Here is a 16,733-nt window from a genome sequence, read left to right as displayed (position 1 = left end):
TGCTGCGCCCCGGCGATATGCTGGACGGCGGCGATGTGCTGCCCGGGTTCACGACGCCGGTCGAGGCGCTGTTTGGTGGTTGAAGGGGTGCAGGTTGAAGGTGGCAGGTGACGCGAGGCGAGGGGCGAGAGGCGAGAGGTGAGAGGCGAGAGGTGAGAGGTGAGAGGTGAGAGGTGAGAGGCGAGAGGTGAGAGGTGAGAGGCGAGAGGTGAGAGGTGAGAGGCGAGAGGTGAGAGGCGAGAGGTGAGAGGTGAGAGGTGAGAGGTGAGAGGTGAGAGGTGAGAGGCGAGAGGTGAGAGGTGTGAGGATAGGTGAGTGGCGGGTGAACAGGTAGAGACGGTGCAATGCAACGTCTCCTCGTGGATAGGCCCGTGTTTCACGTTGCACGTGGGAAAGTTGTGGGACGTTGCACGGGCGAACGTGACATAAGGGTGTAATGCGACTTTCCGTGCTCTCTGTGTTTCTGTGGTTCAAATGAGAGTTGCAGGTTGCAAGGCGGGAAGAGTAGAAGGCGGAATACCCTAACCCCTAACCCCTAATCCCTAACCCCTCATTCACTGCCATCGGTAGGGAATGCCCGGCAAGCGCAGGTATTCCTCTCCCAGGTTCGCCAGCAGGACCGTATCCGCGCCTTCATGACGTTCGAGCCGGGCGTAGCGGGTGTACTGGACGCGCGCTGCGCCGCGTTGCATCTCGTCGCTGATCGGCGGTCCCAGCATTTCCATTCCGCCATTGGCTTCCCATGCTTCCAGAAATGCGCCGCGCAGGGCGTATCCGGTTTCCGGAAAGAATTGTGATGATCCGGTTTCGGGTTGCACGGGACGCAGACCGCTCTCGCCAATGACGACCAGCTCGCCGAGCGAGAGGCGGGAGACTTCGCCTCCGGCATAGCGGACGCATGCCCGCAGAAAGCACTGCACCACGCCATCGGCAAACGGCACGGCAGGCATCAGCGGATCGCCCGGTCCTTCGTACCCGCCCGCGTCCAACCAGAACGTAAAGATCGGCGCAGGCACGAAATAGCCGCGTTCGCCGAGCAGCCGTCCGCTCTGTTCACCGACCTCGATCTGCGCGATGTGCTGTGGGGAAGTGAGTGGTTCCGCATTGTCGTACAGCGCCACAGCCAGCCGGTAGGTTCCTGTCGGCAATTCAAAGGGCAGATCAATCGGGTGCATGTGCTGGATTGCGGCGCCATCCCAATCGGCGGGGCGGAGTGCGTCGTAAATGAGTGGGCGTTCCCAGGCGGCAATGGCTCCGCCATCGTCTGTTGCCAGGGTCACGCGCACCTGGCAGGGAGCAGTGTCACACGGTCCCGGTAAGGGCGCTCCCAACTGAGCGCCCGCGAGATTGCTCAGTTCCAGGGTCAGAACGACGCGCTCTCCCGGAGCGTACTGCGCACCGCCGGGCATGGTGAGGAACACGCCGGTCACCCGAATGCCTGCGCCAATGTCGAGCGCTGCGTCACTGCGGCGCCCTGGATCAACCGGCTGGTACAGGTCGAACGTGCCGCGGGAGCCGGTTTGGGCGTAACGGTGAGTGATCAGTGCAACCATTTCTGGCGTGAGCCAGTTCCCCAGGTAGTCCAGCACGACCAGCGGAACGCGCCCGTTCGCCATATCGCGCAGAAGAGGGCGCTGGTCCAGCAGTCCCGCGTCGTACAATTGGCGATGCTCGAACGCCTGGAGTCGCGTCAGCACGCCAGCCTGCGCTGCAATGCCGGGCATGTCGGTGACGATTGGCGCGCCAGCCGCCTGCACATCTTCGACGAGCGCAGCGTTCACCCGGCGCAGGGTGGCGAGGATCTCCTCTTCGCGCTGGAGATCGCGCCAGACGCCGTAAGTTCCGAACGCCATCCGCGGCGGGTTGTCCCCCTCGATGAGTCCGTATGGTTTGACATAGTTTTCGCTCCAGAGCGGGTAGTAGCGGAGGAGCGAGGCGGCGAGCAGCAGGAGGAGTATGGAAGAACCGAGAACTGAGAACCAGGAGTCGGGGCGCTGGGCGCGAGCAGCAAGCGGCTGTGTGCGTGCGTTGATCGCCAGGAACCAGGAGGTCAGCATCGAAATGCGGGAACTCAAGGAGGGCGTTTGCTCTTCCGGCGCAGGCGTTTGCTCATCCGAAATGGAGCGCCGGGTCGAAGCGAGGCGCTGCCCGTTGCGAGACTGGTCTGTTGCGAGAAGATAGGCGACGGCGGCGGCAATGAGCCAGACCGCGCCAGCATAGAACTCGAGAAAATAGTTGGCGTAGGCGCCAACTTTGCCAACGCCGAATGCCACGAATGCGCCAAAGCAGGTGTAGACAACCGGCAGCAAACCGTGCACCGGCGACATATCTGAAGGCGGCGAGGAACGGCGCCAGTTCGAGGCGTCCGGCGCGGCGCGCGCCAGCAGGAGCGCAGCAGCGCACGCTGCGCCGATCCAGAGGGTCCACAGGATGGCGGTCTGATCCTGCCAGAACCCCTCGGCGAGCGCCGCCGACCAGGGGTTGGCGTTGGCGGCAACGACGTGAAGCCAGAACCAGCCGCCGGATGCCAGCTGCAGCGCGCCGGCGGCAGCGCCCCCGATGGCAACCATGATCAGCGCCACTTCCAGCGCACGGCGGCGCTGACGGAACCAGAGCCAGATAAGCGCTGCCGCCGGCGCGGCGACCAGCGACGGTTTCACCAGCAGGCTCAGCGCCAGCGGGAGGGCTGCCCAGCGCGACAGCCGACGGGTCAGCAACAATCCCCACAACCCTAGGCAGACCCCCAGCATATCGACGCGCATCAGTGCGCCCCATTCGCGCACGATGGGCAGCGCAAGAAATGCGAGCGTGGCGATGAACACGGTGATCCGCTGCGTTGATGTTGTGTGGTCATCATCGACCGGCAATGCCGCTCGCCAGAGCAGGAATGCGCTTCCCAGCGTCGCCAGCAACGTTATCAGGCGACCTGCGAGCAGCGTTGCATTGCTTGTGGGAACCGCGCTGTCGATCAGCGGGGCGAGTAACCAGGCGGCGATCAGATAGACCGGCGGGTAGTTGACGACCAGGTAGGGCGGCGCGCCAGGGTCGCTGTACAGACGTGGCAGGGATGTTCCGCTGCGCAGCGCGTTCACCTGCGCCAGCAACGGTCCCTCGCCGTAATCGAGGGGGTAGGGGAATGCCAGCACATGCCAGGTGCGTAGCGCGAAGAAGACCAGGTGTGCCGCAACGAGCGCACCGAGCGCGGCAGTCGCCAGCGCACCCGCGGTGCGCGTCAGCATCAGCAGCGATGAGCGATCGGCAGTATGGATCGTGGTGTGTGACACAGGGGACGATTATAGCACGAGCCGGGCGGGATCGCTGCGTGCTCATATAAGGACCAGTGTCTCGCGATGGAATGATATATGTCTCTTGACTCCCGAGATGCCGATGTGATAGAACGTAGTGTGACCATGTGTACCTATTTTCCGCTACCCCTGTTTAGGGGTTTGTGCCTGAAGCCAGATTTGGATACAATCCACCCAGGAGGTGGATTGTATGCCAGGCAAAACACATCCAGTTGGGTATCAGACGGTTGTCGTCGGTGGCGCGTATCTGGTCAAAAACATACTGCAACGGCTTGGCGTGGTGGCCGCGATTGACCAGTCCCTCAAGGCACAGCCAGAGATTGAAGCCACCTACGGAGAGTTGTCCCAAGCCATCATCACCAATCGTTTAAGTCTCCAGCCCACGCCCCTCTACCAGATGGCGGAGTGGGCTGCCCAGCACGGCATGGACCACGTCTTTGGCCTCCAAGCCGAGTGGCTGGATGACGACCGCTTGGGGGCTCTATTGGATGGCGTGGCGGAGCAGCCAGTCACCATCTGGACTTCTATCCTCAAGAACGCCGTGCAGCGTTTCCACGTGGACTTGGACTGGCTCCATGCTGACACGACGACCGTTTATTTTGAAGGTGCTTATGCCGAGGCCCAAGAGAGTGCCCAGGAAGAGGAGCACGTGCCCTTGCTGGTCGAAGGCTACAACAAGGACGGCCAACGCCACAAAGTGCAATTGGTGCTCAGCCTGATTACGACCGACCGTGTGCCGCTCTGGTATCGCCCCTGGGATGGCAACCAGGGCGATGAGGGGGTCTATGTGGCCGATATGAACGCCCTGCGCCAAGCGCTGTTTGCGGCGGGTCAGGCCGTGCTGATTGGCGATCGCAAGATGTGCACCTTCGAGAACCAACTCACCTTCTGCCAGCACCGCCAACCCTTCCTGTCCGCCCATCCGTGGACCGACACCGCCAAGGCCGTTTGGTTGGAGACGGAGGAAAAGTTACGCACGGGAGCCCTCCATTGGACACCTGTGGAGTATGTCAGCCGCAACCATGCCCGTAAACCGCCCGAGGGACGCCCGCGCTATCAGGTGTGTGAGGTGGTGCAGGAACTAGTGGATCCCAAAACCCAGCAAGTGTATGCTTTGCGCTGGATTTTCTGCCATTCTAGCGACAAGGCGGAACGGGATGCCCAAGCCCGCACCCAAGCGTTGCAGGCGGGGGAACGCGCCTTGCAACGCCTGGCGGGGCTTTTGGGCAAATATGACTATACCGACCGGGCCACCATTGAGACACGGATTGAACGCGCATTGCGCAACGCCAAAGCCCAGCCGTATTTGGCGTATACCCTGCAGGGGACGCCGGAGGCCCAAGACTGGACGCTGACTTGGCAACGGCGTGAACAAGTCCTGGCCAGCGATCCGCGCTTTGATGGGGTGGTGTTGCTCAGCACGAACGTGCCAGCGGAGCGGCTCACGGCGGCAATGGCTTTGGTAAAGTACAAAGAGCAAGTGCAAGTCGAGCAAACGATTGATTTCATCAAGAGTCCTGTACAAATCCGCCCGATGTGGCTGCATAAGCCGAAGCGCTTGGTGGGGTTGACGTTGTTGATTATGATTGCGGTGTTAGTGGCGGCTTTGTTAGAACATCAAGTGCGCCGTTGGATTGCCAAGACCGGGCAGACCCTCAAAGGATTGATGCCGGAGAAGCGGGACAATCGGTATCCGACGGCGAAAGCGCTGCTACGGGCGTTTGCGGACTATGCACTGGTCATTGTGCGGCGTAAAGGGCGGCGTCCGCGAGTGCATTGGCCAGAGCTGCATCCTGTACAGAGACAGATTATGAAAATCATGGAGCTGTCTCCCTGTGCTCCCTAACCTTCAAAGAGGGGTAGCGGAAAATAGGATGCTTGTGCGGTTGGCCCATGCCGGGGCGTCGGGCATCAACGCGCAGCGAAGCGATCTTCCTGCTCAACTGGCCGTTGGGTGGGCGAAGGCATTGCCTTCGCCCTGCCGGCATCGCTGTCATCTCTCTCCGCGAAGCGTTTGCTCCGCGAGACGCCGTCCGCTTTCTGTAAGCGTAATCTCGCTATTCTGTCGTTGCGGCAGCCCCTGCTGCTCAGCACGCCGCAGGATGTGTGCAGTAAACGATGCATCCCAGCACAGATGCTCATTGAGATGCGCTGCATCGCATTCGACTGCGCCCTGTGGCGTTCTCTCATGGTGGAGCACATGCACCAGCAGCATCGCCTGCGCAAATTCCTGGCGCTGGCGAGCATGGCGCAACGCCTGCGCGACCAGACCGCGTTCGGGAGCAAATACCCACGCCACGCCAAAGATCAGCCCGGTAACGACCGCCATTGCACCGGCAATCGATGCGTCGAGCGCAAACGCAGCCATGCATCCCAGAATCGCTGCCAGCATGCCGAATGCGGCGCTCAACGCCAGCACACGCGACAGACGATCAGTAAGCAGATAGGCGGCAGCCGGCGGCGCGACCATCAACGCGACGACCAGCACCGAACCGACGGCGTTGAATGCGCCCACCGCCGTCAGCGAGACGACACTCATCAGACCGTAGTGCAGCGCTGCGGGCGTGAATCCGAGCGTTGCCGCCAGCGCCGCATCGAAGGTCGCCAGTTTCAGTTCTTTGTAGAACAGGATCAGCAGCAGCAGCGACACTCCAAGAATGCCGCTCATCAACCAGAGCGCCCGTGGTCCCAGATCGTAGCCCCACAGGGTATACCGGTCGAGTGGTGCAAACGCCAGCTCGCCCAGCAGCACGGCATCAACATTGAGGTGGACATTGCCAGCATATTGTGCAATGAGAATGACCGCAATGCTGAACAGAAACGGAAAAACCAGCCCGATCGCAGCGTCTTCGCGTATCCGTCCCGTCCGGTGCAGCAGTTCAATCAGCGCAACCGTCGCCACACCTGTGCCTGCCGCTGCAACTACAAGGATTGGCGACGTCATGTCTTGCACGAGAAAGAATGCCAGAACAATGCCAAGCAGAACTGTGTGGGTAATGGCATCGCTGATCATCGCCACCCGGCGCAGCACCAGAAACGCGCCAGGCAGGGCGCAGGCAACCGCAGTGACAATGGCGATGAGCGTGATTTCTGTCAATGGACTCATGGGTTACACTACTGGTTCATCACAACCGGTCGGGCATTGCGCAGCCATGCCCATACCAGCCCTCGGCGCGGCGCCAGCAAGAGCGATGCGAATGCCAGTACGCTGATGCACACGACAATCATCGGTCCGGTTGGAAGCCGCGCGACGGCACCGCTCAACAGCGTCCCAACAACACCGGCCGAGGCGCCAAAGAGACCGGAGAGCGCCACCATCACACCCAGCCGATCCGTCCACTGCCGCGCCGCCGCCGCCGGTGCGACAAGCATGGCGCTCATCAGCACCACGCCAACGGTCTGCAAACCAATGATGATCGCCACAACCAGCAGCGAGGTCAGCAGCACATCGAGCAGGCGCACCGGCAGTCCGATAGTGCTGGCGAAATCCGGATCGAACGCCAGAATGGCGTATTCTTTCCAGAAGAGCGCCAGGATCAGCAGCGCGGGCAGACCAATAATCGTCATTGTGATGACATCGCGTTCGCGCAGGGTCGCCGCCTGACCGAAGAGATACCTGTCAAGACCCGCCTGCGCAGCGGTGGGCCATTGCTGCACCCATGTCAGCAGCACCAGACCGGCGCCGAAGAAGGTCGCCAGGATCAATCCGAGGGCGCTGTCACTCTTGAGTCGTGTGGTGCGTACAATCGACGTCACAAGCAGAGCGCCGATCCAGCAGGCGAGTGCTGCACCGATCATGAGCGCCAACGGCTCGCGGCTGCCGGTGACGATGAATGCCAGCACGATGCCCGGCAGCGCTGCGTGCGACATGGCGTCGCCGAGCAGACTCTGCCGGCGGAGGACGGCGAATGCGCCGACCATGCCGCTTACGATGCCGAGCAACGTCGATCCGAGCACGACGGTGCGTAGGGTGTAGTTAGTAAAGAGATCATCGAACATAGCGAATCGAGAACCGAGAACTGAGAACTGAGAACTGAGAACTGAGAACCGAGAACCGAGAACTGAGAACCGAGAACCGAGAACCGAGAACTGAGAACCGAGAACTGAGAACCGAGAACTGAGAACTGAGAACTGATACTCATACACAGTCATTTGGACAACAATGGGTTTTTGCGCATATCATCTGGCATCGCGCGGTGCAGCCCGCGCAGGCGGGCTTGGCGCCCGTAGCCTGCAGCTTCAGCCGCCGGGCAGATTGCGGTCCACGACACGTCTGCCGGTGCGTGTTGACTGTTGTACCTCGCAAACCGAACCTTCGCACATCTTGTCTGACCGACCGCATTTTAGTGAGAACTGAGAACTGATTACGAATGCACGATCATCTGTACAATACTGCCGGGGCGCGCAGCGAGATGCCGGGGCGCTGCGGGCTAAAGCTCTCGCTGAGGACATGAAAGCCCTGTTGGGGCTGCTGATGCCAAGGCGTTGTAGATTGTTACGCCTTGCGAACCGGGCGCTCGAACATCTTGTATGACTGACCGCTACACGATATGAGGGTCAGAGACCAAACTCATCACTGCACGGCGTAATGCCTGCGCCTCCAGCAGCAGTGCAAACCGTTCCTGGTCGTTCAGGATGAAATGACAACGCCAGTGCGTCGCTCTCCGGCGGTTGTGTCGGGATACCGTCCTTCGAGAAATGCAATGTGTCCGCCATACGTGGCGCGTAGTGCGGCCTCGGTAAACGCCTCCGCGACCGGAGCGCTGGCGATCAGCCGCACATTGAGGAGTGTGACCCAGTCGAAGTATTCGGCGACCGTCTGCAAGTCGTGGTGCACGACAACAACCGTCTTCCCGGCGGCGCGCAGGTCTTGCAACAACCCGACGATTGCTCGCTCTGTGGTTGCGTCGACCCCCTGAAAGGGTTCGTCCATAAAATACACCTGTGCATCCTGCACCAGCGCACGCGCCAGAAAGACGCACTGCTGCTGCCCGCCAGAAAGCTGGCTGATCTGGCGATGAGCGAATTCCTGCATGCCGACACGGGTCAGCGCCTCGAGCGCAAGTTCGCGTTCGCGCTTTCCTGGTCGGCGGAACCAGCCAAGCGCGCCATACCGCCCCATCACCACCACATCGAGCACGCTGGCTGGAAAATCCCAATCGACGCTGCTGCGCTGCGGTACATACGCGACCAGCCGGCGCTGCTCAGCGTAGGGTTTGCCGTAGATCAACACCTGCCCGGCAGCCGGGCGAATGAGACCCAGGATCGTCTTGATCAGCGTCGTCTTGCCGGCGCCATTTGGTCCGATGATTCCCATCAACACGCCACCGGGCACAGTCAGGTCAATGTCCCACAGCACCGGCTTGTCGCGGTATGCAACGGTCAGATCGGTCACCTGAATTGCGGGGTATGTAGTGCTCATCTGCGATTCCATCTGTCGTCGAGGCGTTGCGCTGCAACCTCTCTCCATGTTTCAACTCCAAATCGTTCCCTCACGCCTTTTCCCTCGTGCCTTATGCGGCGCCCCGCAGCGCGCTCACAATCGTATCGATGTTATGGCGCACCATGCCGATGTAGGTTCCCTCCGGCGAGTCTGGATCGCCCATTGCATCCGAGAAGAGTTCGCCGCCGATCTGCACCTCGAAACCGCGTGCGCGCACCGCTGCCTGCACTGCCTCGATCGCGCGTTGCGGCGCCGACGTTTCGACAAAGATTGCAGCAATGCGGCGCTCGGCAATAAACTCAGCCAGTTCCTGAACATCGGCTGTGCCGGCTTCGGTAACCGTGCTGATGCCTTGCAATCCGCGCACCTCGAAGCCGTAGGCGCGCCCAAAATAGCGGAAGGCGTCGTGCGCCGTGATCAGGACCCGCTGTTCTTCGGGAATGGTGGTCGATTGCTCCAGCACGTAGGCGTGCAGCTCATCGAGCTGGCGCAGGTAGGCATCTGCGTTCGCGCGATAGATCGACTCACTGAGGGGATCGAGTTCGATCAACGTATCGCGCACATGCTCCGCCGCCCGTTTCCACAGGGTCACGTCGAACCAGACATGCGGATCGTACAGGTTTTCGTACTCATCCGAGGGCAACAGCGCCTCACGCGGGATGCCAGCCGTCACCGCGACTGCTCTGACCTGCCCTTGCATGCGTTCGAGCACTTCTCCCATGGCGGCTTCAAGGTGCAGCCCGTTGTAGAAGATGATGTCCGCTTCCTGCAAGCGGATCACATCGCCAGCGCTCGCTTTGTACAGATGCGGATCGACTCCCGGACCCATCAGCGCATTTACCCGAACCCGCTTGCCGCCGATGTTCTGCACCAGATCGCCGACCATCCCGGTGGTTGTCACGATGCGGATGGGTCGGTCGGAAAGATCGTCGCCGCGCGTTGCCGGTTGCCCACAGGCGATCATGAGCGTGACCATTGCAAAGAGCGCCACGCATCGCTGTTGCCATAGCCTCATGTGGTTTTCCTAAAAGATGATTTTGTATCACCTAAATCACTGCAAGAATTATACCGAAATCGCAGGAATTGTCAAGACGGGCATCTCCGTGCTGGAGAACGGTGCGCTGAGCCTGTCGAAGCGCCTGTCGGGTGACCATAGTCGTAGATGGGGCGTCACACCTCAGGAGAACGGTGCGCTGAGCCTGTTGAAGCGCCTGCCGGGTAACCAGGACCGTGTGCGACGCATCATATGTGCAGGAGGAGCGCAATGTTCTGGCGAAAACCTGTTGCGCCTGCGTCTCGTGCATCGCCGCCATCGGATCACGAGTTATGGCGGCTGCACGAACAGGCGGTGAATCGGCGATACGATCTGCGTGTCTGCAATCCGGCGCACGGCGGTTTCTACGCATTCATGGCGCAGTACAAAGACGCTGTCGATAATGCAGATGCGCTCGATCGGCTGGCGCAGGAGATCGAGGCGCGTCAGGCGCACCTGGCACATGACGCTGGCCTCTACGAGTCATTCGGGCGCCTGGCGGATCTTGCGCGCTGGCGCGCCCGCATGCTGCGCTCGTCGCAGGCGATGATATGACGCCTCGCAAATGGGGGTGTTGTTGGTGCACCTCTGCGTTGCGTCGCTCCAACGCGCCCCGCTCGCGTCGTGCAGGAGCAGGGCGGGGGGTGAGGGCAAAACAGCAAGTCGGGACGCCTGGAGGGGCGCGGCGCCGCTGCGCCCCTGGCTCAGTTTCAGATGCCGATGAATGTGGCGCGAAGCCACGCCATGCCTGCTAGAAACGCTCCGGTCAGGATCAATGCAAAGGTCGCCGGTCGCGCCAGGTGTGCCAGGCATGTGATAGTTCCATCATAGTTCATAACGACTGCGGTTGCGGTCAATGCCGTCACGAACAGCGTCCCGCTCACCCCGATAACGTCGAGCAGCGCCAGAGGCCACGCCAGAAACCCAATGTCGAGCAGCAACACCGTCAGAATAATCGCGTTGATCGAGGCGATCAGCGCCAACTCGCGCCATGTTCCCAGCACCGGCAGCGTCTCATCGACATCGCGCCGTAGCGAGCGATTGAAGAGAAGCATCAGCAGTACTGCCAGTCCCACTCCGGCGCCCATGCCCGTTACGGTGCGCAGGTCGTTGCGCGGCTCATACCACGGCATCATCCCGATCTCGTTGATTGTCGAATTGACTCCATCGACTGCCATAATGAGCGCTAGCCCGATCAGCGTCGCCAGGATACGCCACGGCGGCAACCCGCCGGCCTTGCCTCGACCGCGGAGCATCAGCACGCCCAATGTCGCCAGCAGACTGAGGTACATCCCCGTATCACGCGCACAGAGCGGCAGTTGAATACCGCCAACGAACAGGTTGTGCTGCTGCGAACATACCCCGCTCAGCGCAAGGATTAATTTCTTTTCCAGCGTTGGCGCAGGCGCCGCAAGTATTGCGATGACCAGCGCAATCAATGTGATAAGAAAGAACAGGCGCCAGCGTCGCTCCTTCACAGCGCGTTGGGCGGATGCTGCGTCGGATCGTGCAGCAATCAGCGCTTGCGCCCTTGCAATCACCTGTTCTGCGGATATGTCGCCGGATGGCATCTGATCATGCTTCATATCGGCTTTCTCCTCTCACAATCATTATATTGCAATTGCACCCTGGTGCATAACTTAACGGATCACTTTACACCTCAAGAATATGCCAGGCGATAGCATAGGGCAGATTCGCAGATTCCTATTGCACAACTGCCATGCATCGCGTATAATCATTCAAGGTATAAAGAGTGTTGTGGGTCATCCCCCAACGATATATGATATTCCGTGCCATCTCACTCGCCTGTGACAACGCAATCAGACGACGAAACGCTTCTCGAAACACTGATCAGCACACCGTTGACGCCAAGCCGATCATGGAAGAAGCCGACAGTGTTGCGTTCTCTTGATGAGCATCGCAATCAGGCGCTTCGCGGATACCGTTTCCGTACCTGGGTCGATCACTGGCTTCATCATGCAGAACGCCTGTTTGGTATTGCGGCAATGCTGATCTTTGCCTGGTGGGTCGTGGATGGGCCGGTGCGCGATTGGTGGCATGTGCAACAGGCAATGCGACAGGCGCCGCCGGTTGAAGCCGCTCCTCGCGCAGCGGTGATTGTGCATCCGCCCGCATCGGCAGCCCCGGAACGGATTATTCCTGCTGCTGTACCGCTCCCATTCACGACGCCGAATATGCAGCAACCGTCGCCCGCCGAAGGATTTCTGGCGCCGCGTTCGCCCATTGAAGCGGCGGAAGAGCAGAGTACGCCGTTGCCTCGTCGCCTGATCATTCCAGCCCTTGGTCTTGATACGCCGGTTGTTGAGGTTTTCATCGTCGATGGCGCCTGGCAGGTCGCCGATTATGCCGCCGGTTATCTTCACGGCACAGGATTGCCTGGCGATCCCGGAAATATGGCGCTCGCAGGGCATGCCGGCCTGCGCGGCGCCGTCTTTCGCGACCTGGGTCGCCTGAGTCCCGGAGCGGATATGTTTGTCGATGCAGGAACTTGGCGCTATCAGTATCGGGTTCGTGAAATGCGAAATATCTGGCCCACAGAAGTCGAGGTGCTCGATCCCACACCGGCGCCGACCATCACCCTGATCACCTGCACCAACTGGGACACCCAGCGCCTGATTGTCATTGGTGATCTGGTCGGGGCGCAGCCGCTGACCGGCGAATAGCGCAACGCCTGGATCGCAAGGAGGAACGTCATTATGCAGCGTCTCCCTGACCGTCATCGTTCACCGCGTTCCGGGCGCGCGCCCGCGCGCTGGACCTTCTATGAATTGCTGCTCGTTGTGCTGAGTGTGGCGCTGATCGTCTTCCCGCTCTATGCGGAAGTCTATCGCTGGGTGTATCCCGCCTTTGCGCCGGCTGCTCCACGCGCACAGGAAGCGCCGACTGAGGCGCCCGCCACTGGTCCGGCTGAGGCGCCTACCGAGGCGCCGGCTGCGGAGCCGCAGGCGCGTGCGACTGAGACGCCAGAGCCAAGCCCGACGGCGGGTCCAAGCCCAACCAGTAGCCCGACCTCGGTGACGACTCCAACTCCGGTCGATACGCCAACCGCAACGCCGGGCAATCAAACGCCGGCGGCAACGAATACGCCAAGCCCGACCAGCGACTCAGGGGGCACGATCACGCCGATTCCGACCTTCTCGCCGACCAGAACGCCGACTTCTACGCCTACTCCGGGTCCCAGTCCGACGCCGGTTCTTGGCGTACCGCCGCTGACTCTCTCAAAATCCGCCTCGGTGCAGTTTGCTTCGCCGGGCCAGGAATTTACGTATTCGCTGGCAGTCGGTACGAACTCGTCGGTTCCGATCCAGATCGAGGTGCGTGATCCGATCAATGCGCAATTGGAAGTGACCGGCACGAGCGCCTCGAACGGGTCGTGTCAGGTGAGCGGCAATACCGTTGTATGTACGGTCACTGCCGTCGTCAACCAACCGGTCTCGATCAATATCAATGTTCGCGTGCGTCCTGGCGTTCAGTCCGAGGTCATCATTTCCAATCAGGCGGCGGCGCAGGATGCCCGCAGTTTTACCGCAGCCTCCGATCCGGTGGCCGTGCGCATATCTGGCGGAGGCATCATTCCGCCGACTCCGTCGCCAGACCCCAATCGCCCGACATCGCCGCCGGCAACACCGGTCACTCCTGGTGTCCCAACACCAACGCCGACGCCGCCTCAACCGCCGGCGCCGCCTCCGGCAGGAGGTGGCGGCGAAGGGGGCGCGCCGCCGCCGCCTGTCATCGACCTGGTTTTGCCGCCAACGCCTGCGCCGGTTGCGCCGGCAACGCGGGTGGTTCAACAGCCGCGCCCGACACGTCCTGCCGGCACGAGTGGTGTGCGCACCGCAACACCGGCGGCGTCGCCAACGATGATTGCGTCCACAGATGCCGTCTTCTTCCGAATGGCAAGCAATTGGGGCAGCGCATTCCCCGGCGATGCTGTCACGTATGTGATCGCGATTCGTAATACGCATCCAACCGATGCTCTGCGTGATCTGGCGCTCCGCAGCGTCCTGCCGGCCAATCTCGAAATCATTGCGCTGTCCGCCGGTCCAATTGACCGTAACACTCCAGGCGCGTTTACTCCGGGCGATCCCTCGCGCACCGATAATCGTATTTCATTGGGCGTCGCTGAGTTGCCTGCGGGCCAGGGGTTCGAGGTGATTGTCCAGACCAGAATCAAACCGGATGTGCTTGCTGGAACACGTATCGTCGCGCAGGCTGAATTGACCTTTGCCGGCCTTTCCATTCCCCTCTACTCGAATATCGTGACGGTCGATGTGGTCAATACGGCGCAGGCGCAGGTCCTGCCGACGAATACGGCGACTGCTGCGCCAACCGAGGCGCCAACTGCGACGCCAACCGCAACGCTGACGCCTGTACCGGCCACTGAGCCGCCGACCGCGATCGTCGAGGCGGCGCAACCGGCGGGAGTGGCGCCGGCAGCAACGTCTGCCACCGCAGGCGACGCGGTCAGTCCAGCGACGACGGCGCCACTGCCGGCAACGAGCACCGGTGTTCCTCTGGCGGGTTTTGCGTTGCTTGGTGCAACCCTCCTGGCGCGCACCTGGCGTCTCCATCGCGCCCGGTCGCGTCTCTAATAGAGCGATCAACCAAAACCTGGACCATCGAGGACGTGGAGCGGCTGACGCTGGCTGAGCCTTGTGCCGGCGAGACGCCTGCGTTCCCAGGAGCGGTCTATCACAAGGACGTGGAGCGGGTGACGTTGGCTGAGCCTGTCGAAGCCAACGTCAGCGGAAGACGATCAACACCGGCAAGTATTGTGCACCATCTGATTGATCGCTCTATCAGGCGAGCGATAGAGAAGAGTAAGAAACCATCAGGGGGCGCAGCGCGCTGCGCCCCTCGTGTTTCGGGTGCGCACCCAACTATTGTACTGCGGGAGCACAGGTATGTGGCTGATCGTAGGGCTTGGCAATCCGGGTGATACCTATGCCCGGACGCGCCATAACATCGGGTTTCGGATTGTTACCGAACTGGCCCATCGCCATCATCTCGAATTCACACACAAACGCGCTAACGCGCAGGTTGCAGAAGGAGTCATCGCCGGTCAGCGCGTAGCGCTTGCCCTTCCGCAGACCTTCATGAACCTCAGTGGGCAGGCGGTTGTCGGGTTGCGCCAGTGGTACAAAATCGACCCGGCAACCGAATTGCTGGTGGTGTACGATGATGTCGATCTGCCGTTTGGCGCGCTTCGTCTGCGCGAACGCGGCAGCGCCGGAACGCACAATGGCATGCGGTCGATCATCACCTTACTTGGTTCACAGGTCTTTCCACGATTGCGGGTTGGCATAGATCGTCCACCGCCAACATGGGACCTAGCCGGTTATGTGTTGGGGCGTTTCACTCCTGAGCAGGAGGCGCAGTTACCAGAGGTCATTGAGCGGGCGGCAGATGCACTGGAGTTGGTGCTCTGCGAAGGCATAGTCGTTGCGATGAACCGGATCAACGCTCCACCGCCGAAACCGGATCGGGCGGAAAAGCGGGCGCACGATGACACTGAGCCGTCTTCTGACAACACCCACACGGCAGAAAGCAGCTAATCCTCGCTGCGCTGCATAATCACATCGAGCAGTTCAAGCAACACGTTTTTGACGCTCTCGCGCTCAGTCGCCATACAGGGCAGCACTTTGATATGGGAAGGAAGGCGCAGCGCCAGGCGCAACTCGTCCGGCGACCAGGCATTGGGGCGATCCTGCTTATTGGCTGCGACTACGTAAGGGGTCTCGCGGTACGACATAAAGAAATCGATAATGCGGTTTGTTTCGCGAAACGTTTCAGGACGCGTACTATCAACGAGGATGATCAGACCCAGCATCCCCTCCGATAGAATCTCCCACATAAAATCGAATCGCTTCTGCCCTGGCGTGCCAAACAGATGCAACACCAGATCATCGCCGATTGCAATGCGACCAAAATCCATTGCAACCGTGGTTTCCTTTTTGATCAGCCGGGTATCGTCAGTTGCGGGACGTTCGGTCGAAACCACTTCGATTTCGCTGATTGTCCTGATGAACTCGGTTTTTCCGGCGTTGACTGCGCCGCTGATGACCATTTTTACCGTCTGCACACCGGTCCTCCACGCTGACTGCACCGTTACATACCACGAATGCGGTTGATAATGCGGGTTACCAGGCTCTTCTTGACACGTGGCGCCTCGGCCAGGGGGCGGCCTGTGGCCAGCATCGGCACCGGCGCCGGCTTACGAATGACATCGACCAGCCCGGCGGTAAGGAAGCCATAGACAATACGGCAGACATCAAATTCGCTCATTCCTGTCTTCCGGGCAATCTCTGCCAGAGTGTCTTTGCCATTGATCCGTGCGAACACACGCCACTCGTCAGCAGCAAGGTTAATCCCTTTGGTGCGCTCGATGGGTTGCTCGATAAATTTCACGACCAGGTCGGTGTTCGGAATGCGATCCTTAATCCGGCCCCACTCATCGATACGCCGCACACCCTCCATGATCAGATGCTCAACTGCCAGAGGGGTCGGCATAATCGGCGCCGTCGGTTCAGGACGCTGCCCCTGTTCGAAGCGAAATTCGCCCTCGTTCCATCCGAACAGCGCATACACCGATTCCTCGATATGCTGTTGCAGCACACGCTGCAATTCATCGCGCCCAATCAGATTCAGGGTCACGAGCACCTGCGATAGACTGACGCCATTTTGCGCCTGATGCGCCTGCGCTGCCTGCGTTGCCTGCACCGGCATCAGTTTTCCTTTACGGACGAGCAGATCGGTGACCGGGACATTATCATCCTTCCGGGTTGCCGTAATCAGCTTGCCCTTGTCGAAATAGAGCGACGCCATGTCATCGGCGTGGCTCAGGTGCAGGCATCCTGTCTTATAGCCCCGGTCAACGAGGTATAGGAAGTCTGAAAGCCCAAAATCGCGGATGTTACCGACCAGCGGCATG

Annotated in this window: 13 protein-coding genes; 5 read left to right on the top strand and 8 right to left on the bottom strand. The window is 60.6% G+C overall.

Translation table 11 applies throughout. The annotated features are described in order from the left end of the window. Positions 1–554: 554 nt before the first annotated feature. On the bottom strand, positions 555–3,284 hold the full coding sequence (locus tag AC3EA7_RS20060; RefSeq protein ID WP_488615852.1) for a DUF2029 domain-containing protein: 2,730 nt from the start codon (positions 3,282–3,284) through the stop codon (positions 555–557). A 211-nt stretch (positions 3,285–3,495) separates the two neighbouring features. Here AC3EA7_RS20060 and AC3EA7_RS20055 point away from each other — a divergent pair, with 211 nt between their 5' ends. Beyond that, the gene (locus tag AC3EA7_RS20055; RefSeq protein ID WP_488615851.1) at positions 3,496–5,151 is read left to right on the top strand and encodes an IS1634 family transposase; all 1,656 of its coding nucleotides are present in this window, start codon (positions 3,496–3,498) and stop codon (positions 5,149–5,151) included. 147 nt (positions 5,152–5,298) lie between these two features. On the opposite strand, the gene AC3EA7_RS20050 is transcribed toward AC3EA7_RS20055, so the two are convergent. The 4 genes from AC3EA7_RS20050 to AC3EA7_RS20035 all read right to left on the bottom strand — a co-directional run bounded on the left by AC3EA7_RS20050 (position 5,299) and on the right by AC3EA7_RS20035 (position 9,763). Next, positions 5,299–6,411 carry a metal ABC transporter permease gene (locus AC3EA7_RS20050; protein WP_488615850.1) on the bottom strand — a complete coding sequence of 371 codons (1,113 nt, stop codon included), beginning with the start codon at positions 6,409–6,411 and terminating at the stop codon, positions 5,299–5,301. Positions 6,412–6,419: 8 nt separating this feature from the next. Beyond that, complete coding sequence (locus tag AC3EA7_RS20045) at positions 6,420–7,304, bottom strand: metal ABC transporter permease (RefSeq protein WP_488615849.1); 885 nt, start codon at positions 7,302–7,304, stop codon at positions 6,420–6,422. A 631-nt stretch (positions 7,305–7,935) separates the two neighbouring features. After that, entirely contained in the window at positions 7,936–8,727 is a 792-nt protein-coding gene (locus tag AC3EA7_RS20040; RefSeq protein ID WP_488615848.1) for a metal ABC transporter ATP-binding protein, read from the bottom strand. Positions 8,728–8,818: 91 nt separating this feature from the next. Continuing rightward, positions 8,819–9,763 carry a metal ABC transporter solute-binding protein, Zn/Mn family gene (locus AC3EA7_RS20035; protein ID WP_488615847.1) on the bottom strand — a complete coding sequence of 315 codons (945 nt, stop codon included), beginning with the start codon at positions 9,761–9,763 and terminating at the stop codon, positions 8,819–8,821. Between the two features lie 249 nt (positions 9,764–10,012). On the opposite strand from AC3EA7_RS20035, the gene AC3EA7_RS20030 reads away from it, so the two are divergent. Next, complete coding sequence (locus AC3EA7_RS20030; protein WP_488615846.1) at positions 10,013–10,336, top strand: hypothetical protein; 324 nt, start codon at positions 10,013–10,015, stop codon at positions 10,334–10,336. Positions 10,337–10,491: 155 nt separating this feature from the next. Here AC3EA7_RS20030 and AC3EA7_RS20025 read toward each other — a convergent pair whose 3' ends face one another. Beyond that, positions 10,492–11,367 carry a DUF2085 domain-containing protein gene (locus AC3EA7_RS20025; RefSeq protein WP_488615845.1) on the bottom strand — a complete coding sequence of 292 codons (876 nt, stop codon included), beginning with the start codon at positions 11,365–11,367 and terminating at the stop codon, positions 10,492–10,494. Positions 11,368–11,571: 204 nt separating this feature from the next. On the opposite strand from AC3EA7_RS20025, the gene AC3EA7_RS20020 reads away from it, so the two are divergent. The 3 genes from AC3EA7_RS20020 to pth all read left to right on the top strand — a co-directional run bounded on the left by AC3EA7_RS20020 (position 11,572) and on the right by pth (position 15,357). Then, positions 11,572–12,465, top strand: a complete 894-nt coding sequence (locus tag AC3EA7_RS20020) for a sortase (protein WP_488615844.1) — start codon at positions 11,572–11,574, stop codon at positions 12,463–12,465. A gap of 33 nt (positions 12,466–12,498) precedes the next feature. After that, positions 12,499–14,394, top strand: coding sequence for a hypothetical protein (locus AC3EA7_RS20015; protein WP_488615843.1), 1,896 nt, complete (start codon positions 12,499–12,501; stop codon positions 14,392–14,394). Between the two features lie 312 nt (positions 14,395–14,706). Further along, positions 14,707–15,357 carry an aminoacyl-tRNA hydrolase gene (pth, locus tag AC3EA7_RS20010; protein WP_488615842.1) on the top strand — a complete coding sequence of 217 codons (651 nt, stop codon included), beginning with the start codon at positions 14,707–14,709 and terminating at the stop codon, positions 15,355–15,357. Here pth and AC3EA7_RS20005 read toward each other — a convergent pair. Both AC3EA7_RS20005 and AC3EA7_RS20000 read right to left on the bottom strand, forming a co-directional pair. Beyond that, positions 15,354–15,884, bottom strand: a complete 531-nt coding sequence (locus tag AC3EA7_RS20005) for a GTP-binding protein (RefSeq protein WP_411854902.1) — start codon at positions 15,882–15,884, stop codon at positions 15,354–15,356. The genes pth and AC3EA7_RS20005 overlap by 4 nt on opposite strands. Before the next feature lie 26 nt (positions 15,885–15,910). Next, entirely contained in the window at positions 15,911–16,732 is an 822-nt protein-coding gene (locus AC3EA7_RS20000; protein WP_488615841.1) for a DUF4388 domain-containing protein, read from the bottom strand. Position 16,733 lies beyond the last annotated feature (1 nt).

Source organism: Roseiflexus sp. (genome assembly GCF_057785375.1).
This window is presented reverse-complemented; position numbering and strand designations above follow the sequence as displayed.